Source organism: Martinezella sp. CNPSo 3959 (genome assembly GCF_057784355.1).
In genome coordinates, this window is the sequence record NZ_JBXSOV010000013.1 from 34,717 (window position 1) to 54,077 (window position 19,361).

The following is a 19,361-nucleotide window of genomic DNA, read 5'->3' on the forward strand; positions in this document are numbered from 1 at the left end:
CCTGTCAGGACTTACATCTTTTCGGTGCCGAGCGCGAAAGTATCGGCCAGCACGCGGTAGACATCGCTCTGTTCCATGTAACCACGGAAGCCTTCGGCACCGGGGCCTGCCGCCTGCAGCACGACGTCGTCGACGGCGTGGACACCGCTGTCCTCGTCCTTCGGAAGATTGCCCTGCACGAAGACGGCACCGGGCACATCCTTGTAGGCTTCGTTGGCGACATATTCCTTCTTCTCGTTCTGGATCGCCGGAACGAAAGGACCATCGAGCTTCGGACGGAAGGTCTCGTAGTGATCAGGGCCGTTATTGGCGGCCATGAACAGGCGACGCGAAACGTCGACGCGGTCCGGATAGCCGTCGCCATCCTTGTCCTCATAGTTCGGGAAGCCGGCCGCCGCATAGGTGCCGACCTTCTCGCGCATTTCCGTGCCCGGCTTGTTATCGTCGACCGTGCCGATGATCGAGACGCCATGCGTGTGGTCGCCGGTGACGACAACAAGCGTATCCGGGTTCTTGGCCTGGAACTCGCGGGCGACGGCAACGGCCTTGTCGAACTCGATCGTATCGACCAGAGCGCGATCCCAATCCAGCGGATGGCTCATCTTGTCGATGGAGGCACCCTCGACCATCAGGAAGAAGCCGTCCGGGTTCTTGGAAAGCTTGTCGAGCGCGACCTTGGTCATATCGACAAGGCCAGGCTGGTTCGGGAACTTGTCGACAGTGCCCTTCTTCAGAAATTCGCGGTCGAGCGTGACGTCGAGATTGCCGGTGTGGAACAGGCCGAGCAGCCTGTCCTGGTTCGAGCCGGCAGCAGCCGCCAATTCGTTCTTGTCGGTCGCAACGGCATAGCCGGCATCCTTGAAGAGCGCGATATAATCCTTGTCGTCCTTGCGCTTGGAACCGGGCACGCTTTTCGCCAGGAAATAGGCCGAGCCACCGCCGAGCAGGACATCCGGCTTGACGTCATACATCATGCCGACGATATCGGCCTTGTCGCCACGCTTGCGGGTGTGGGAAACGAGCGCTGCCGGCGTCGCATCCTCGACTTCGGCCGTGGTCACAATGCCGAGCGACTTCTTGCCGGTGCGGCGCAGGGCCTCGCCGATGGTCTCGACCTTGGGATCGTCGAGGCTCGCCGGCGTGCGGTCGGCGTAGACGCCGAGGGCGTTCACGGCCGACTTGTGGCCGGTCATATAGGCCGACATGGTGTTGGCACTGTCGGTGGCAATCGCCGAGGTCGAAGAGGTGCCGATGAAGGCAACCGGCGGGATGTCGTCCATGGCGAGGCGGCCATTGGCCTTGCCTTCGGTCATGCCCTTGGACATGAGGCGGGCGCCGGTGCGATGCGCAACCGAGAGACCATCGCCGAGCAGGAAGATGATGTTCTTGGCTTTCGGCGTCGCCGAAGTGCCATAGACATCCCAATTGACGGATTTCTTCTCGTCGCCAGCAGCAACCTCGACCTTGTACTGGCCAGGCTTTGCGAGCTTGACGCCACGCAGGATCAGGGCAGATCCGAGAACCTTGTCCTCAGCACCCTTCTCCTCGGCGACAAAATCGGCCGCCTTGCCGAAAACCGCATCGTAGCTTTCGCCGTTGACCGTGACCTTCACGTCTTCCGGCTTCACGACCTTGCTGAATTCCACCTTGAAATCGAACGGAGAGCCGGCGAGTACCGTTGCCCGGTCCAACGGATAGACTGTCGCTGCATGGGCTGCGCCGGACATTACGGTCGCAGACATCATGGCGAGAAGAAGTTTACGCATTTATACCCCCTGCGTTTGGTTGCTTCCCGCTCCCCACATATAAAAGCCAGATGACAATCATGTAAAAGAAGGTCAACTTTCTCAACCGCTAATTCCACAACAGAAACCGATAAGCAATCCTGATTGTATGCGCCGCACCTAAAATGCTGCGCATACATGCAAACGGTCCTGTCAATTCGTCGTCATCCGCAATCCAGTGCCATGCAAGCTACGCCGATCGTAGTGAGTGAAAACTTGCCATCTTTACCGAAAGAGCAAATATTACGCACGTTTCGTGAGGATTTTGAGGATTTTTCGCAATGGAAGAACAGCTCGATAAACTGGATCTACGCCTGCTGGAGGAGCTTCAGAAAGACGGCAGACTGACGAACAACGAACTGGGTGAACGCATCGCACTATCCCCTTCGCAATGCTCGCGCCGCCGCACACGGCTGGAGGCGGAGGGCTATATTCGCAGCTACCAGGCCAACCTCGACCGACAGAAGCTGGGGCTGGACATGCTCGTGGTCATTTCGGTGACGCTCGCCACTCATAATCGCGATAATGCCCGCCGGTTTTCGCAGCTCATCAACGGTCTGCCCGAGGTGCTGGAAGCCTATGCGTTAACGGGCGAAATGGACTATCACCTGAAGGTCGCCACCCGCGGGCTCACCGATCTCTCCCGTTTCGTCAACGACGTGCTGCTTCCGCATGAATCGGTCCAGCATGTGAAGACGGCGATCGTGCTCGATACCCTCAAGACCTTCGAGGGATTTCCGGTTCATTTGCCACACGGCTGATATGGCGAAGGCGCTTGGCGGTCACCGCTACGCGGCTGTGCCCTGTGGAGCGTCAAGGGCTAGTTTTGAGGGGTTGCTTTCTGCGCATACAGCCCTTCCAATCATACCAGAGACAATCTCCTTGGCGAGGATCGGCTTGCATGACCACGGATGTACAGACGCGGCATTTCGAAGAATTTGCCGAAGTCCTGCTCAGATGCAATCATCTGTATCATCCAAGCAACGATTCCATCGCCTTGCGCAATGCCGTCGAAAGCAGGCGTCAGATAGAGATATTCGACTATAGCCGCGCCGCCGATGCCTTTATGCGTGCATTCGGGATGCGGAATTCCCTGAAATGCCTGCGGGCGCTCACCAGCCTTGAGGCAACTGTTCACAAATATAGGAGAGTATGTGACCTCGGCTGCGGCTCCGGTGCTTTCAGCCTTGCCTTTGCTTATCTCGCCGGCAATCCCGAGCTTCAGCTTCACGGTCTGGACATATCCGAACATCAGCTTTCTCTCGCCCGGGAACTGATATCGGCTGCAGGACTGCCTGGGCGTTTCCAGTTCGAGCAACGAAACCTGCCGGCACCGATCGGCTATATTCCCGACCTGACGATCTCCTCCTACTGGTTCTGCGAAAATGAGCACGTTATCGCCGACGCGGAGCTTTTCAGCCTCATGGCGGGACGGGAGATGCTTGTTGTCGATTATGAAAAGATAATCGACCGCATCGCAACCTGTCTTCCAAAAGGATTCCACATCCTCGGGCGGCACAGCGGTCACGTCGAAATTCCCCCCGCCCTGGCGGATTTCGTCGCACAGGAGAGGGCAAGCATTTACGGCATTCACATCGGTCGGGCCACGGATGAGACGGGCAAATGATGTTGCCGCTCTGCCGCAAAATGCGCGCAAGCCCCTTGAAAGGCAAACAGTCGTTTCCCAGCTATTGGCCAACCCGCTGGTCCGGGCCCCTCTGGTGAGAGCCGTCGGCGCTCTTGCGATGTCGGACCGTTTCCGACACCGCGCCGACAGGGGTTTTCTCTCATGGAAACGTCTTTGCTCTTCGTCGAGTGGCTGGGAAAGCCACTCTGGATGTGGATGAGCTTCCTGGCGCTCGTCATCGCCATTCTCTCTTTCGATCTTGGCGTCCTGCATAAGGAAAACAAGGAGATCGGCGTCGGCGAGAGCATCAAGCTCTCCGTGTTCTATATCACCCTTGGCCTCGCCTTCGGCGGCTGGGTATGGTGGTATCTCGGCGCCGATTCCGGCCTTGCCTATATGACGGGCTTCGTCGTCGAAAAAACGCTGGCTCTCGACAACGTCTTCGTTATTGCCCTTATCTTCGCCTTCTTCGCCGTGCCCCGCCTCTATCAGCACCGCGTGCTCTTCTGGGGCATTCTCGGCGTCATCGTGCTGCGCGCGATCATGATCGGCGTCGGCGCGACACTGGTGGCCGAATTCTCGTGGCTGCTCTATGTTTTCGCGGCCTTCCTTATCATCACCGGCATCAAGATGCTGGTCGTGAAGGATGCCGAGCCGGATGTGTCGAAGAACCCGCTGGTGCGATTCATGCGCAGCCGCTTCAACGTCACCGAAAATCATCACGACGAACGCTTCTTCATCAAGCAGCCGCATCCGCAGACCGGTAAGATGGTCTGGTTCATCACGCCGCTTTTCATGACGCTCGTGCTGATCGAAGTGGCAGACGTGATCTTTGCCGTGGATTCGGTTCCTGCGATCTTCGCGATCACCACCGACCCCTTCATCGTCTACACGTCGAATATCTTCGCGATCCTCGGCCTGCGCGCCCTCTATTTTGCGCTCGCCGCCATGATCCACCGCTTCCAATATCTGAAGCCGGCGCTCGCCATCGTGCTCGTCTTCATCGGTTCGAAGATCTTCGTCGCCGACATGCTGGGTCTCGAAAAATTCCCCGCCGCCCTCTCGCTCGGCATCACCTTCGCCATCATTGCAAGCGGCGTCGGCTGGAGCCTGCTGAAGACGCGCGACAAGGCCGAAAGCGCCTGATGCATGGGGTGCCCCTACTCCGGGGCACGTCCCTCCCCGCTTCGAACAGATCTCCGACAAGGTACAGACATGATCTCCAATCTCCTCGCAGCCCTTTTTGCAACTTTCGCCCTCGGTCCTCTGCAAGCCGAGATCGAGCGGCACGCCGTTGCCGCCGGTCAGCCGGCCGAGACCCTCAGGCAATCGCAAGCATGTCTTTCGTCCGAAGTCCCTGCCCTGGCGCGGCGCGCCTCCGAAGACACCTTCTGGACAGTTTCCACCGTCATCGGCCTCTCGACCGGCTGGAGCAGCCCTGCCGATCTGCTCGACAAAAGCAATCCGGACTGTGCGCCCGTCATCAAGCTCATCCAAGGAAAGGGGGAAGCTGCCGATGAAGCCTGAGGCTACACCTACATCAGCCACATCCGGTGACGTCGGATGACGCAACAGACGGCTGGCACCACGCGGCATGACGATACCGCATCGGCTCGGCTGCGCGACCTGGCCAGGCTCGCCCATGAGCAAGGCGGTATTTCGGTGGGTGAAGTGCTCTGCTGCCTCCGGCACACGAGCACGGCCTTCACCATTCTCTTTCTCGCCCTGCCCGCCCTGATCCCGATACCGGGACCGTTCGGCGTCGTATTCGGCAGTGCGCTTGCCCTGGTGGCGGCGCAGATTGCAATCGGTCGCCGGACCATATGGCTGCCGGCCTTCCTCGGCCGGCGCAGGCTTTCGCCATCAATCGTGGAACTCACCGTGCGTTACAGCGCGCCGATCCTCGCCAGGATCGAGACGGCCGTTCGTCCTGGACGGCTGGCCCTTTTTACGGGCGCAACCATGCAATGGCTGCTCTCGTTCCCGATCTTCCTGCTGGCGATCGCCATTGCCTTGCCGATCCCGCTCGGCAACTATCTGCCGGTCGTTGCCCTCGTGGCGATCGCGGTCGCCCTGATGGCACGGGATGGCCTGATGATCCTGGCAGCGCTGTTCGTCTCCGCTCTGGCTTTTGTCGCCACGGCCGGCCTTATTCGGATGGCCGTCACAGGTCTGAACGCAATCGGATCGTAGACGCGCCTTCCCAATATTTCGGGTCTTGCCAATGGCGGCGGGCCTGCCATTTATGCCAGCGACATATTAATCAGCCATAAGGCCTCGGCCGTAAAATCAAATCCGCCGGAGGATTTCAGCGCATGCCATCAAAGCCCCCGTCATTCGTCCGTATGATCGCTCTCGGCAGTTCCCTCGCCATTGCCCTTGGCGCGCAGACTGCGATCGCGCAGGAGATGGCAGTTGTTTCTCGGTGGCCCGACACGCCGACCTCGCGTCTGGAAGCGCTGGCAATCCTGCAGACACTGAATGCCGATCTCCTCAGCAATGCCAGCGCCACGCTGACGCTCGATCGCTGGTGCGCTGCGCATAAGCTTGCCCCGGAAGGCTCGAAAATCGTTGCACAGCGCGTGCGCGGCCAGGATAAGCCTGCCGGTGCTGAAATCCGGAAACTGTTGGCGGTCGGAGCTGACGAGCCTGTCGCCTATCGCCGCGTGCGCCTCGCATGCGGCGATCGCGTGCTGTCGGAGGCGGATAACTGGTATGTGCCGGCAAAGCTTACGGCAGATATGAACAAGGCCCTTGAAACGAGCGACGTCGCCTTCGGTCGGGCCGTTCAGGCCCTTAATTTCTCCCGCACGAATCTGTCGGCAAAGTTGCTTTGGCCGCCTCTCCCGCAAGGTTGGGACACCGGTGTCGATCTCCCGCCATCCGCCGGCGCGCCTCTCGCCCTACCTCCGTTTCTTCTCGAACATCACGCCGTATTGAAGCTGCCGGACGGCACGCCGTTCAGTGCGCTGATCGAAAGCTATACCAGCCGCGTGCTGGACTTTCCTGCCCCGCATTTGCCCGCGCAATAGGCACGGTCCGCGACTTAACAGCCTCACCGGAATTCAAAGCTCCGCCGCACGTCGATTATCGAAGCGGAAAACTTTTCTCGACTTTGCAACACAGGAAAAAGCCAGTTTCACACAAGTCACCCTCGCTATCGTGGCGGCATCAGCAACGTGCGAGGAACCAATGAGCATCTTTGGTAGCATGAAAACGTCCGTTTCAGGCATGAACGCGCAAGCAAATAAGCTTAGCACCGTGTCGGACAACATCGCGAACGTCAACACAACGGCCTACAAGTCGGCAACGGCCAGCTTTTCGTCGTTGATCCTGCCCTCGGGCGGCGGCAATTACAATTCCGGTAGCGTCGAGACGAATGTCAGCTATTCGGTGATGCAGCAGGGCGATGCCATATCCACCAATTCCGGCACCGATCTGTCGATCAGAGGCGCTGGCTTCTTCGTCGTGCAGGGCGCCGACGGCAAGACGGTTCTGACACGCGCGGGTGACTTCACCCCCGATGCCAATGGCAACCTCGTCAATTCCGCCGGCTACACCCTGATGGGTTATTCCTACGCCTCCGGCGCGCCCGCTGTTGTCGTCAACGGTTTCGATGGCCTCGTGCCGATCAACGTCAACCAGAGCGGCCTTGCCAACTCTCCTTCGACCTCCGGCAGCTTTACCGGTAACCTGAATTCGGGTGCTAAGGTTGTGGTGCCTAGCGCAACCGAGACGCTACCGAGCGCAAACTTGGCGACAACTACGTCGAACACTCAGAAAAGCTCGGTGGTTGCCTACGACAAACTCGGCAACACCGTCATGTATGACATCTATTATACGAAGACGCAGGCTGCCGACATCACCACAACGCCGCCGAAGACGGATCAATGGCAGGTCGCCGTTTACCGCAATGCCGACGCGGCGACGGGTACCGGCTCATCCTTCCCCTATTCATCTGGTCCTGTAGCAACGAGCACGCTGACCTTCGATACAAACGGAAACATGACGAGCGGCGGAAGCTTTACGATCACCGATCCGAAGACTGCTGGGTCGATCGCAATGGATCTGACCAAAATGACCCAGAAAGCCTCGGCTTTCGCTTCCACCGGGTCCACCAATGGGCAAGCAGCTGCACCCGTCACTGGTGTAACGATCGACAAGAACGGCGTCGTCTACGCCAACTATGCGAAAGGCGATCCGAAGGCGATCTACCAGATTCCGCTGGCAACCGTTGCAAGCCCGGACAAACTGACGCTCATGAGCGGCAACGTCTATCAGGCCAATGCCGATTCCGGCGTTACCGTCACGAGCTTCGCCAACAGCAACGGCCTCGGCTACATCCAGTCCAACTCGCTGGAAGCATCGAATGTCGACCTGGCCGGCCAGCTCACCGACATGATCCAGGCGCAGAAGAGCTACACGGCCAATTCCAAGGTGTTCCAGACGGGCGCCGACCTGCTGGACGTGCTGGTCAACCTCCAGCGCTAAGCTTCGCGCCGATCGATCACAAGGGCCCTTCGGGGCCCTTTTCTATTTCGCCTTGATGCGGCCGCGACCTGACGATGTTACCCTGGCTATGTGCAATGTTTTCTTCGCATCAGAGGGACCTGAGCTCCGCCATATTTGCGCCGCGATCGCTGAAGAATGCTGACGCAAACCGGCAGAGAAAATGAATCGCAGGCACAGAATTTTCCTAGTCAGCAGAGATTCCCGCGCCTGTTAGGGTCTCGTTCAGCAAAGCAGCGCACAAATATGATTTCTGGATTCGAGCGCATGACAGCCGGGCTTGTGGGGCAGGCTCGCTGTCAAACCCGCTTTAGCCGGCAGCGCCGGGTGTAGATCCAGGATATTTGATAGGAGAACCATTTCCGTGCGGTTGAGATATGCCCTTCGAAGCGTCGCCCAGATGCTCAGCCTTTGCTCCCTCGCCCTCGTCATCCCTGCCACATCGCAATCACTGGCAGCGACCCGGCAGCCGGATATTCCGGCATGGCTGGGCGCCTATGTCGGCGCGGGTGACGGGCAGATTGCCCTGCCGGTCTTGCAGAGAGCCCGTGCGCTCTATATGCGGAAAGTAAGCGAAGGCGCGGTCAAAAATCCCTGCTACTTCGCCATGGACGCCACTCGTCCGAACACGCCGAATGACGGCAAGTCGGCAGGCCGCTTCTATATCGTCTGCGAAGCGACTCAGACCTTTCGTGTCGTCTCATCGGGCCATGGCAGCGGTCGCGATCTCAAAGGTGTTGCCGATTTCGGTAATGGCCGCATGTGTGCGAAGAACTTCGGCAACGCGATGGATTCCAACCTGACGATGGGCGGCTCCTATGTGACGGAAGAGACGAAGACGACCTTCAAGGGTTACTACAAGCTCTCGCAAGCGAAGGAGGTCGCCTACCTTCGCACCTTCCTCCAGTTTGACGGTGAGGGCGAAACCGCCAATGCGCGGCAGCGGGCCATCGGCGGACATGCGGCCGCCAAGGTCGCCGGCATTTGCATGAAGAAAGACCCACAGAGCCCCTATGCCAACCGGGACGGATATGTTCCGCTCGGCAAGCTGGTCGAATATGCCGGTGGCCGCAGCGACGGCTGCACAAGCTGGTCAGCCTCGGATGCCAATCAGATCATCTCCATGGTGAAGGACAATCCGACGACGCTTTACATCTATCCCGAATCCTCGGACATCAAGGCGGTTGCCAAGGCCGTTGCGGCCGGACATTCCCCTGCCCAATCCGGATTGTACTGGAACGAATCCTGCCTGAAGGAAATCGGCACGCCCAAGTTCTGGCCCAAGGAGACCCTCGAGCCGATCATCGTCCAGTATAAGAAGGACCATCCCGCACCGCCTGCCCGGCCGATCCCGATCTGCGATCAGCAGTGAGTCTCGTGAAGGCAAAGTCCGGAAATTCGACAAGCGACGGTCGGTCGTCGCCGCAGTCTTCAAACGAGGCGAGAGCTCCTCGCCACACTGCAGGGAGTGACCACGAGAGATGCTAAGTGTTTTCCCGGTGCCGCAAGCGGATAAAAAGGGCAAGCCGCAAGCGCTAGCAGACGCTACATGGATCGACCTCCTGAGCCCCACCAGCGCCGAGCTGAGGGAGGTGGAAGAAGCCGTTGGTGCTCCCCTCCCTTCCCTGGGCGCTCTCAGTGAAATCGAAACGTCGAGCCGGCTGAGAAATCAGCATGGCGTGCTCTATATGAGCACGCCATCGGCCGCCCGACATCCGGAGGGAGCCGACACAACCCCTCCTATCGGCTTCGTTTTATCTGCGCATCGCCTCGTCACAGTCCGGTTTATGACATTGCCGGCGGTGGACGCGGTTGCGGCCAGCTTTGCCGCACAGGATGCGCCGACATCGAGCCTTGAAGTGTTCACCCTGCTCTGCGAGGACATCGTCGACCGCGTCGCCGATGCCCTTGAGCATCTGGCAGGAGAGCTCAACGGCCTTTCAACAAGCGCCTTTCGCGCGGAGGATCCTCGCGGCCACCATGCAGCCCGTGCCAACAAGCTGCTGCGAGCACAATTACGCCAGGTGGGGCGTCTGGGAGACCGCCTCTCCGAGATTCGAGACGGTCTGCAGGGTCTCGGACGTGTTGTGACCTATACGGAACAGCAAGCCAAGAGCTGGTCGGAAGATCTCGAGCCGCGTCTGCTAGGGCTATGCCGAGATATCCACTCGCTCGTGGATTATGAAGAGCAACTTTCCAACAAAGTCCAGTTCGTGCTGGACGCTCTGGTCGGATTGATCGGCATCGCTCAGAACGACATATTCAAGGTTCTGACCATCGTGTCGATCGCGGGCATTCCCCCAACCCTTATTGCCGGCATCTACGGCATGAACTTCAAGAACATACCCGAATATGATTGGGCTTGGGGATATCAATATGGTTGGGCGGTCATCATATTGAGCACCGTCATCCCACTGGTTTGGTTCAAGGTGAAGGGCTGGTTTTGACGCAGCGTTTGACGGCGAAGGCTGAATTACCTCGCGACCCAGGCCCATAATAGAAGCATGCCACCCACAAGACCCAGAGCCGCGGATCCCCACCACGCCGGGCGCCGGCGGGTCAGGGCTGCCACCGCACCCAATGCGATTGCCACCTGCAGCATGGCGACCGCGTAGGCGTAGTAGTGATGACGGTGAATAAGGAGATTGGCTTCCTCATCCTTCTCATCCCGCATTTTTTCAAGTTCATTGGCTGCAGCGCTGATTGATTTTTCTTCATCCGCATATCGCCGGCTCGTTTCATCGAGATCCGGCGCCACCGGCTTGCCTTGCGCGGCGAGCAGCTCCATCTGCGATTTCAGGATCGCGGCCTTGATGCCTTTCGCCTGATAATAAGCCCACTGATCGGAGGCTTGGGCCTGCTTTTGAGCCGCCTCGGTCTTCAAAGCCAGCGCCTCGTTGATCGAGCCTCCCGCCAGAAGGGAGCCGATTGCCGCGAGCGCGGCAAAGAACGCCGTCGTCAGCGCGATGAAACGCAGAAGCGAGGCGGATTTCCGCTCGATCTCCTCGTCGATAGCTTCGCGCAACTTATCGGTATCAACCTCGATCTCTTCAGGCATTGTGCAGCTCAAAAAGTAGAATAATCGGATGCGTATTCTTGCATGAATCTTTGCAACTGAAACGGGCTGAAAAGAGATTTCCCCTACATGGCCCAATTCTAGAGATAGAGAGCCTGACCGGAGTTCGATGGATGACCACTACTCTCGATCTGCTTTAGATTGCCTTATTAGATTACTTACCAGCCATAGCTGAAGGTAGCGCCAATACCGTTATCGCCATCCTGCACCACGTTGGTTTCCGTATTTCGCCCGTATTGGAAAATGCCATAGGCATTGTTATTGCCATTCTGCTGCAAGGTCGCGGAATGTCCATTGCCCCGTTGCTGGATGAAGCCGACGTTACCGCGGCCAGCCTGAGCGATGCCGGCCGCATTTCCCCGTCCCAGCTGCCGGATATCGGCGCCCTTCAGATCGCGGTAGAGCGAATAGACCCGCAATCCGGTGGAGAAAATATTGGCATCCTCGGCATTATCCGGCGCGAGGTTGAACGAGATCCGGCCGCCAGCATAGGCTGGGGCGTCCAATGCCACCTGCCCCAGGGTCCCGGCAAGAAGGGTGACGGTAAGGATCTTAAACACGTTGCGGGTCATCCTGATCTCCATGTGTCGGCTGCCTTGGCCGATGATCAACTCTCGCATTTCGCGGCTGAACCAATTTGGAATTACCCGTTCAGTTCTCGTTCAGTCATTTCAGGCTGATGGAAAACAAAAGGGCGCCGAAAGTCGGCGCCCTTTTGGGGAATTTGCGGGGTCTTGTAGGCCGATCAGTCGTCGCCGCTCTGCTTTGTGCAGCTGAAACTCTTATTTCCGATCACGACATCCAGCGTCGCCTTGTATTCCGTTCCTTTGGAGTCGAGCGAAACGGAACTGAGAATTGCTGCCTGTCCCGCCTTGGCGTCGAAATCGCCACTTTGGTTGATGGCGGAACTTCCACCGTTTCCGGCTTTTTCGACATGGAAAGTGTAGGTCCCGCCGACATGCTTGTCGGCGTGGACGAGCGCATCCAGTCTCACCATACCTGCTCCAGGCGTTGCCTTGATTTCGCAAAGCTGCGCCCCGTCGGATTGATTGGCCGCAGTCATGGCCGCTACGGCGCCGACGGGAAGCAGGACCAATGCTAGAATCGCCATCAGGTGGCGCGGATATTTGATGTTATTTGCCATGGGTCATCCTCCTAACGGCCTGCAGTTGGTATCCTGGTATCTTTGTCGTTGCGCAGTCGCGTCCGCGCCTTAAGGGCATGCCTGGACGAAGGCCGCGACATTGCCGTTACCGCCCTGGCTGACATTGGCGCTGCAACCATGACCGACCTGTACGCCGGCCGCGATATTGCCATTGCCGTCCTGGGTAAGGATGGTCGTATGGTTGGAGCCGAACTGACCGATGCCGGCTACGTTGCGGTTGCCGTTCTGATAAGTAGCGCCATAGTTGTCGTTGCCTTCCTGACCGACCGCCGAAAGATTGTGACGACCATATTGATGGCCGATGATCCGGTTGTAGCCACCGTTCTGATAGGTTCTGATCCGGTTTCCGTATCCTTCCTGAGCGCCGCCTGCGGAGTTCGACCAGCCATATTGTTCGATACGCACATCATTGGCCATGGCGGGGGCTGCGGCGGTGATGCCGACGAGTGCGACGAGTGCGGTTGCAATGATAGACGTGCGGATCATGACTATATCTCCTGAGGCGGATAGGACCGCGGTTGAACGTCTCTCTTCTAGAACCTGTCCCTGGAATGGAAGCTGAAGGCACCATTCAGACAGCATTCATTCGCAGAAATCCGCGCCCGGATCGTCGAGGAGCGAGCGCGCCATGCCATAGCGACACCGCTCCAACGATCGGACTCAGGCCTGTAAAACGTCTTCAACGGGCGGAGACTAATCAAGCATCGTTGCGATGCCTGACGTGGTCGTTCTCCTTGCGATCATGCCTTAGATCTGGGCTTGACCGCCGTCGATAAAGAGTTCGATACCGTTTATGAAGGAGGCCTCTTCGGATGCTAGGAAGAGGACTGCGTTGGCGATCTCCTCGGGCTGCCCGATGCGGCCGGCGGGAATGAGGCTCGCGAGGTAGTTCTTCGTGTTCTCGGCGCTCTCACCATTGCCGAAGAGTTCGTCGAGACCGGCTGTTTCGGTGACGCCGGGACTGACGGCATTGACGCGAATGTGGCGATCCTTGAGATCGAGGATCCAGTTGCGGGCGAAATTGCGCACGGCAGCCTTGGTTGCCGAGTAGACGCTGAAGGCAGGTGTGCCGGAGATGCTCGTGATCGACGAGGTGAGGACGATCGAGCCGCCATCGCGCAGGAGCGGCAGCGCCTTCTGAACGGTGAAGAGCGTGCCCTTCACGTTGGTGTCGAATGTCTTCTGATAGTGTTCTTCGGTAATCGCGCCGAGAGGCACCATCTCGCCGCCGCCGGCATTCGCAAAAACCACGTCGATGTGCGAATGCTCCTGCTGAACAGCATCATACAGGCGGTCGATATCGACAAGCTTGCTCATATCGGCCTGCACACCTTTGACACGGCCGCCGATCTGCCGAATGGCAGCATCGAGCGCTTCCCTGCGCCGGCCCGTGATGAAGACCGCAGCGCCTTCCTGGGAGAAAGCTTTTGCGGTGGCAAGGCCAATGCCGCTCGTGCCGCCGGTTACAATCACGACCTTGTTTTCGAATTTCCTGCTCACTGTCATGCTCCTTTGTTACGGCTCGTTGCCGTTGAAAAGAACATGCCAGCAGAACGATGCTGCAAATAGCAGGCAAATTTGATACTCATCGTTCCAAATGGAGAACGTCGATGCGATCTGACCTCAACGATCTATTCTACTTTGCCGAGGTCGTCGCCCACGGCGGGTTCGCTGCCGCGGGGCGAGCTCTGCGCGAGCCGAAGTCGAAGCTGAGCCGGCGGGTTGCGGGGCTGGAGGAACGGCTCGGGGTGCGGCTGATTGAAAGATCGAGCCGCCGCTTTCGGGTGACCGACATCGGCCAATCCTTCTATGAGCGCTGCAAGGCGATGCTGGCGGAAGCAGAGCGCGCCGAAGCCCTGGTGGCCGAAGCTCAATCGGAGCCACATGGCCTGATCCGTATGAGCTGCCCGACGGGACTGGTCGAGCCGATCTCCGCGCTTGTGATGCAATTCCTGGCTCGGCATCCGAAGGTGCGCCTGCAACTCGTCGCGATCGATCGGCCGGTCAACCTCATCGAGGAACGGATCGATGTCGCGCTCCGGGTCCGAACATCGCTCGATGGCGATGCGTCGCTGACCATGAGGTCGCTCGGAAATTCGGTCCGGATTCTCGTCGCAAACCCACAGGTCGCCGCCCGCATCCACAGCCTCAATGACCTGTCGACCCAACCGACGCTTTCGACGACGGATGACCAGGGTGAGGTCAATTGGTTTCTCGAGACGGAGGAGGGCCAGACGCACGTGTTTCGCCATGAGCCGAGAATGGGCTGCGCCGACTTTACTGCCGTGAGGGCAGCCGCGCTCGCAGGGCTGGGCGTCGCATTGTTGCCCGATCACACTTGCCGGCAAGCGCTCGAGCAGGGCGAACTCGTGCGCGTATTGCCGAGCTGGCGCGGGGTGAAGGGATTGGTCCATATTGTGTTCACGACGCGCCGCGGTCTTCCGCCAGCGGTCCGCAGTTTCATCGATAGCCTCGCTGCCGGTTTTCCCAAGGATGCACTGGTACGTTGAGGCAATTCTCAGCCTTGTGCCAAGTCGGACATATGCGGGATTCGGTAACGGAGAGAGCGATACCCCGAGCCCAACATTTTCGAAATGAGCTGGATTTCGATCTCATCCAGCGGGCGCAACGCACCCTTAAATATGCACACCGTTCATGCAAATTTTTCTGTTGCTTAATTTTTCACCAGAACCGTGACATCCTCCCAGCAACGAAATCAATAGGTTACGATCTGGCACGCCGCTTGCTTCGGGTTTTGCTGAGTTGGTGGCTAGGGTTCCGGCGCTTCACATGGAGCGTGGCTGGTCCGAGAGCCACCACCGGTTGGGGGAGAAATCCCACCGGATGCACGGCGGGATAAAAGCCCGGGAGACCTCGTAAGCCAAGGGATTGGCGGCGCGATGGTCTTTGCCGATCCCTTTTTGACAAAAGCAAAAGGGGAATTTCAATGCAGACTTTTTCGAAAATCCTTTCCGTTACAGCCCTGTCCGTTTCGCTGGCCCTCGGGCTCGGTTCCGTCGCCAGTGCTGCGCCGAAGACCAGCTTCAAGGTCGCCTGGTCGATCTATGTCGGCTGGATGCCTTGGGGCTATGCGAGCGACCACGGCATCGTCAAGAAATGGGCCGATAAATACGGTATCAATATCGAGGTCACCCAGTTCAACGACTATGTCGAGTCGATGAACCAGTATACGGCCGGTGCCTTCGACGCGGTGACGCTGACCAACATGGACGGCCTGTCGATTCCCGCTGCCGGCGGTGTCGATACGACGGCCGTCATAGTCGGCGACTTCTCGAACGGCAATGATGCCGTCATCCTCAAGGACAAGACGAGCCTTGCCGACATCAAGGGCCAGAACGTCAACCTCGTCGAATATTCCGTTTCGCACTATCTGCTCGCCCGTGCCCTCGACAGCATCAAGCTCAGCGAACGCGACGTGAAGGTGGTCAACACCTCGGATGCCGATATGGTCGCAGCGTACAAGACGCCTGACGTCTCGGCTGTTGTCACCTGGAACCCGCTGGTTTCGACCATCCTCGAGGACCCGACAGCCAAGAAAGTCTTCGACAGTTCGCAGGTCCCCGGCGAGATCATCGATCTGATGGTCGCCAACAGCAATGTGCTCAAGGACAACCCGAATTTCGGCAAGGCACTCGCCGGCATCTGGTATGAAACGGCCGCGCTGACGAAGGCCGACACGCCGGAGGGCAAGGCTGCCCGCGAGGCCATGGGCAAGGCATCGGGCACCGACCTCAAGGGCTTCGAGGCGCAGCTCGCCGCAACCCGGCTTTTCGACAAGCCTGCCGACGCGCTTTCCTTCACCGCCTCGCCAAACCTGCCGAAGACCATGGATCTGGTGCGCAACTTCCTCTTCCAGAAGGGGCTTCTCGGCAATGGCGCGCCTTCCGCCGATGTCATCGGCATCGAAATGCCCGACGGCAAGGTCCTAGGCGACGGCAACAACGTCAAGCTTCGCTTCACCGAAGCCTACATGAAGTCGGCCACCGACGGGTCGCTCTGAGCTTCCTTGAACGGCGGCGCGCCAGCGCCGCCAGCCTTTCCGCGGAGCCTTTCATGCGCTGGATCAATACCAAGCCAAGTCCCGGTGCGCAGCTTGCCTTGACGCTTTTGCCGTTTGCGCTGCTCATCATTGCCTATGCGATCGGCTCTGCCTCAAGGCTTGCCGAAAACGCCAATGACAAGCTGCTTCCGAATTTCGCCGGCTTTGCCGACGCCATCAACCGCATGGCCTTCATCGCCGATCCGCGCACGGGAGATTACCTTCTGTGGTCCGATACCGGGGCAAGCCTCGTCCGGCTGCTTTCCGGCCTTGGCATCTCCACTGCGATCGCGCTTTGCCTGGGCATGCTGATCGGCATGCTGCCCTATTTAAGAGCGCTTCTTTCGCCTTTCGTCGCCGTCATTTCCATGGTCCCGCCGCTGGCATTGCTGCCCATCCTCTTCATCGTCATGGGCCTTGGGGAAACCTCCAAAATCGCCCTGATCGTCATCGGAGTCGCACCGACGATGGTCCGGGATCTGGCCCTGAAGGCGCTGGAACTGCCGCGCGAACAGATCGTCAAGGCCGAGACGCTTGGCGGCTCATCCTGGCAGATCGCCCTTCGTGTCGTGCTGCCGCAGATCCTCCCGCGGCTGATAACCTGCCTCAGACTTCAGCTCGGCCCGGCCTGGCTGTTCCTCATCGCCGCCGAAGCGATCTCATCCGATTCTGGCCTCGGCTACCGCATCTTCCTCGTTCGCCGCTACCTCTCAATGGACGTGATCTTTCCTTATGTCGTCTGGATCACGCTGCTTGCCGTGCTCATGAACTACCTGCTCGATCGCATCCGCATCGCCGTCTTCCCCTGGTCCGAACTGGAGAAGCAGGCATGAGCGAACTCAAAATCGAAAAAGTCTGGAAGGAATATGGCGACCAGATCGTGCTCGAGGATGTCTCGCTGACGGTCGACTCGCGTGCCTTCGTCGCGCTCGTCGGGCCCTCCGGCTGCGGCAAGTCCACCTTCCTGCGCATGCTTTTGGGGCAAGAGCAGCCGACACGCGGGACGATCTTGCTTGATGGCGCGGTCCTGCCTGCGGAACCCGGCGCCGATCGCGGCGTGGTCTTCCAGCGCTATTCGGTCTTTCCGCATCTGACAGCACTCGGCAACGTGCTGCTCGGCAAGGAGCTCGCCGCTTCGCGCTACAAGGCGAGGTTGTTCGGCTCGGCACGCCGGAACGCCATTGAGGAGGCGCGCGGGCTTCTTGCGGAAGTCGGTCTTGCCGGCGCCGAGAACAAATATCCGGCCCAGCTTTCCGGCGGCATGCAGCAGCGCCTGGCGCTTGCCCAGGCGCTCATCATGCGGCCGAAAGTGCTGCTGCTCGACGAACCCTTCGGTGCGCTCGATCCGGGCATCCGTGCCGAAATCCATACGCTGATGAAGCGCCTCTGGCACGAGACGCAGATGACCGTGGTCATGGTGACCCATGACATGCGCGAGGCCTTCACGCTTGCGACCCGCGTCGTCGCCTTCGAGCGCCGCCGCGACCGGCCGGAGGAGAAGGAGCGCTATGGCGCGACCATTACCAAGGACATTTCCATTTGGCCGCCGCGCATTGCCGGCGCAGCCTCGATCTTTGGCCCCGACCGGGACGGCCCGGTCTCTTCCCTGGGGCACCGCCCGGACGACCTGGCACCATCGGGAGATATTTAGCCATGCAGCACCTCAGACGTTCGCCGGAAGAAATCGCCACCAATCGAGCGCGGTATGAAAACCATCAAAGGAAGGGGCTGGAATTCGCGCCAAAGGCATTGCCGGCGCCAAGCCCGCTTCCCGCCCCGCCCATCGACCCGGCCCTTGTCCTCCACCGCGAGACGTTGCCCGGGGGCTGGTACTGGTCGACGCGTGTCAAGACGGGCGAGACGCTGCGCATTGCGCAGGAGCAGGGCTTTTCCGCCATATCGCTGATTGCCTGGAACGCGGCGGATCCGAGCGAGCGGCTGAACCTTGTCGATACGGTCAAGGTGCAATGGACGACGGCGCTGTCGAAGGGCCGCGTGATCTTTTCCGACATGGGCCGCGTCATGTTCTCGGTGACGGAAGATTCGTCCGGCGCCCATGATTGCCTGATGGGAGGCTCCACCGCCGCCTCCAACGAGGCAAAATATGGCCAAGGTCTGCGCAACAGCCGCGATAACTTCATCCTGCTCGCAACGAAAGCAGGCCTGGATCGGCGCGATATTCCCGCCGCCTTCACGCTTTTCGCGCCCGTCCGGGTCGATGCGGACGGCAAGTTCGCGTGGAAGCCGGAACTACTGCACGATGGCGACTATATCCATCTTCGCGCCGAAATGGACATGATCGTCGGCTTTTCCAACTGCCCTCATCCGCTCGATCCAAACCCGCATTACGCGCCGAAACCAGTGACGGTGACCCGCATTGCCGCCCAGCCGATCGCTGAAGACGATCTGTGCCGGACAGCTACCGCCGAAGCCGTGCGCGGCTTTGAAAACAACGCCTTCGCCAATCTTTGAGCCGGGAGAAACGATCATGAGCGATTTCATCCAGACCGCGCCTTCCCGCACGCTCGACAAGGCGGTGCAGGATCATTTCATCGCCGCCGAGGCTCCCTTCTCGACCATCGTGCGCAAGGGCCAGACGCTGCGCATCGAGGACAGCTACGGCCAGCAGGCGATCGACACGCTGTTCTACAATGCCGGGGATTATTCCGAGCGCTACTCCAACCAGGACACGATGCGCGAACAGGGCGCCGCCTATATCACCACGGGCACCCGGATCATCTCCAACGAGGGGCGCGTCATGCTGACGATGACTGCCGACAGCTGCGGCCGTCATGACACATCGGCGGGCGCCTGCTCCTGCGAGAGCAATACCGTTCGCTTCGGCCATGGCACGAAATATCTTCACGCCTGCCGAGACAATTTCGTGCTGGAAGTCTCAAAGCACGGCATGGGCAAGCGCGACGTCGTGCCCAACATCAATTTCTTCATGAACGTGCCGATCGAACCATCAGGTGAGATGACGATCGTCGACGGCATCTCCGCTCCTGGCGACTATGTCGAGCTCAAGGCCGAGATGGATGTGCTCCTCGTCATCTCGAATTGCCCGCAGATCAACAATCCCTGCAACGGCTTCGACCCGACGCCGATCCGGGTCCTCGTATGGGACGGTGAGGCCTGAG

Annotated in this window: 21 protein-coding genes and 1 riboswitch; of the genes, 15 read left to right on the forward strand and 6 right to left on the reverse strand. The window is 59.3% G+C overall.

The genetic code is table 11. From position 1 onward, the window contains the following. Window positions 1-11 precede the first annotated feature (11 nt). Window positions 12-1,766 carry an alkaline phosphatase gene (locus AC13RE_RS22685; RefSeq protein ID WP_488564603.1) on the reverse strand — a complete coding sequence of 585 codons (1,755 nt, stop codon included), beginning with the start codon at window positions 1,764-1,766 and terminating at the stop codon, window positions 12-14. Between the two features lie 299 nt (window positions 1,767-2,065). Between AC13RE_RS22685 and AC13RE_RS22690 the strand changes: the two genes are divergently transcribed. The 9 genes from AC13RE_RS22690 to AC13RE_RS22730 all read left to right on the forward strand — a co-directional run bounded on the left by AC13RE_RS22690 (window position 2,066) and on the right by AC13RE_RS22730 (window position 10,367). Then, window positions 2,066-2,545: an Lrp/AsnC family transcriptional regulator gene (locus tag AC13RE_RS22690; protein WP_488484005.1), complete on the forward strand. Its 480-nt coding sequence runs from the start codon at window positions 2,066-2,068 to the stop codon at window positions 2,543-2,545. Window positions 2,546-2,781: 236 nt separating this feature from the next. Then, the gene (locus AC13RE_RS22695; RefSeq protein WP_488564604.1) at window positions 2,782-3,411 is read left to right on the forward strand and encodes an SAM-dependent methyltransferase; all 630 of its coding nucleotides are present in this window, start codon (window positions 2,782-2,784) and stop codon (window positions 3,409-3,411) included. A 162-nt stretch (window positions 3,412-3,573) separates the two neighbouring features. Continuing rightward, window positions 3,574-4,557, forward strand: a complete 984-nt coding sequence (locus AC13RE_RS22700; RefSeq protein WP_488564605.1) for a TerC family protein — start codon at window positions 3,574-3,576, stop codon at window positions 4,555-4,557. 69 nt (window positions 4,558-4,626) lie between these two features. After that, window positions 4,627-4,938, forward strand: a complete 312-nt coding sequence (locus AC13RE_RS22705) for a hypothetical protein (RefSeq protein WP_488564606.1) — start codon at window positions 4,627-4,629, stop codon at window positions 4,936-4,938. A 36-nt stretch (window positions 4,939-4,974) separates the two neighbouring features. Continuing rightward, window positions 4,975-5,604 carry an exopolysaccharide biosynthesis protein gene (locus AC13RE_RS22710; protein ID WP_488564607.1) on the forward strand — a complete coding sequence of 210 codons (630 nt, stop codon included), beginning with the start codon at window positions 4,975-4,977 and terminating at the stop codon, window positions 5,602-5,604. A gap of 122 nt (window positions 5,605-5,726) precedes the next feature. Continuing rightward, window positions 5,727-6,443, forward strand: coding sequence for a hypothetical protein (locus tag AC13RE_RS22715; protein WP_488564608.1), 717 nt, complete (start codon window positions 5,727-5,729; stop codon window positions 6,441-6,443). Window positions 6,444-6,603: 160 nt separating this feature from the next. Beyond that, window positions 6,604-7,902, forward strand: coding sequence for a flagellar hook protein FlgE (locus AC13RE_RS22720; RefSeq protein WP_132719148.1), 1,299 nt, complete (start codon window positions 6,604-6,606; stop codon window positions 7,900-7,902). Window positions 7,903-8,284: 382 nt separating this feature from the next. Next, window positions 8,285-9,292, forward strand: coding sequence for a hypothetical protein (locus AC13RE_RS22725; RefSeq protein ID WP_488564609.1), 1,008 nt, complete (start codon window positions 8,285-8,287; stop codon window positions 9,290-9,292). 109 nt (window positions 9,293-9,401) lie between these two features. Further along, window positions 9,402-10,367 (forward strand): magnesium transporter CorA family protein, encoded by a 966-nt coding sequence (locus AC13RE_RS22730; protein ID WP_132719142.1) that lies wholly within the window; start codon window positions 9,402-9,404, stop codon window positions 10,365-10,367. 26 nt (window positions 10,368-10,393) lie between these two features. On the opposite strand, the gene AC13RE_RS22735 is transcribed toward AC13RE_RS22730, so the two are convergent. From AC13RE_RS22735 to AC13RE_RS22755, 5 genes are all read right to left on the reverse strand, one after another. Beyond that, window positions 10,394-10,978, reverse strand: coding sequence for a DUF4337 family protein (locus AC13RE_RS22735; RefSeq protein WP_132719140.1), 585 nt, complete (start codon window positions 10,976-10,978; stop codon window positions 10,394-10,396). 176 nt (window positions 10,979-11,154) lie between these two features. After that, a complete protein-coding gene (locus tag AC13RE_RS22740) occupies window positions 11,155-11,568 on the reverse strand; it encodes a curlin (protein WP_488484015.1) in 414 nt (137 codons plus the stop codon). A gap of 173 nt (window positions 11,569-11,741) precedes the next feature. Next, complete coding sequence (gene csgH, locus AC13RE_RS22745) at window positions 11,742-12,140, reverse strand: curli-like amyloid fiber formation chaperone CsgH (protein ID WP_488564610.1); 399 nt, start codon at window positions 12,138-12,140, stop codon at window positions 11,742-11,744. 69 nt (window positions 12,141-12,209) lie between these two features. After that, the gene (locus AC13RE_RS22750; protein ID WP_488484017.1) at window positions 12,210-12,647 is read right to left on the reverse strand and encodes a curlin; all 438 of its coding nucleotides are present in this window, start codon (window positions 12,645-12,647) and stop codon (window positions 12,210-12,212) included. Between the two features lie 261 nt (window positions 12,648-12,908). After that, a complete protein-coding gene (locus AC13RE_RS22755; protein ID WP_488484018.1) occupies window positions 12,909-13,661 on the reverse strand; it encodes an SDR family NAD(P)-dependent oxidoreductase in 753 nt (250 codons plus the stop codon). A gap of 110 nt (window positions 13,662-13,771) precedes the next feature. On the opposite strand from AC13RE_RS22755, the gene AC13RE_RS22760 reads away from it, so the two are divergent. From AC13RE_RS22760 to AC13RE_RS22785, 6 genes are all read left to right on the forward strand, one after another. Further along, complete coding sequence (locus tag AC13RE_RS22760; protein ID WP_488564611.1) at window positions 13,772-14,671, forward strand: LysR substrate-binding domain-containing protein; 900 nt, start codon at window positions 13,772-13,774, stop codon at window positions 14,669-14,671. Window positions 14,672-14,920: 249 nt separating this feature from the next. Continuing rightward, window positions 14,921-15,034, forward strand: a riboswitch (guanidine-I (ykkC/yxkD leader). 74 nt (window positions 15,035-15,108) lie between these two features. Next, entirely contained in the window at window positions 15,109-16,182 is a 1,074-nt protein-coding gene (locus tag AC13RE_RS22765) for a putative urea ABC transporter substrate-binding protein (protein ID WP_488564612.1), read from the forward strand. A 53-nt stretch (window positions 16,183-16,235) separates the two neighbouring features. Then, window positions 16,236-17,054 (forward strand): ABC transporter permease, encoded by an 819-nt coding sequence (locus AC13RE_RS22770; protein WP_112608577.1) that lies wholly within the window; start codon window positions 16,236-16,238, stop codon window positions 17,052-17,054. Further along, window positions 17,051-17,872 carry an ABC transporter ATP-binding protein gene (locus tag AC13RE_RS22775; RefSeq protein WP_488564613.1) on the forward strand — a complete coding sequence of 274 codons (822 nt, stop codon included), beginning with the start codon at window positions 17,051-17,053 and terminating at the stop codon, window positions 17,870-17,872. Before AC13RE_RS22770 ends, AC13RE_RS22775 begins: the two co-directional genes overlap by 4 nt. A gap of 2 nt (window positions 17,873-17,874) precedes the next feature. Continuing rightward, a complete protein-coding gene (locus tag AC13RE_RS22780; RefSeq protein WP_488564614.1) occupies window positions 17,875-18,693 on the forward strand; it encodes an urea amidolyase associated protein UAAP1 in 819 nt (272 codons plus the stop codon). A 16-nt stretch (window positions 18,694-18,709) separates the two neighbouring features. Beyond that, window positions 18,710-19,360 carry an urea amidolyase associated protein UAAP2 gene (locus tag AC13RE_RS22785; RefSeq protein WP_112335934.1) on the forward strand — a complete coding sequence of 217 codons (651 nt, stop codon included), beginning with the start codon at window positions 18,710-18,712 and terminating at the stop codon, window positions 19,358-19,360. Window position 19,361 lies beyond the last annotated feature (1 nt).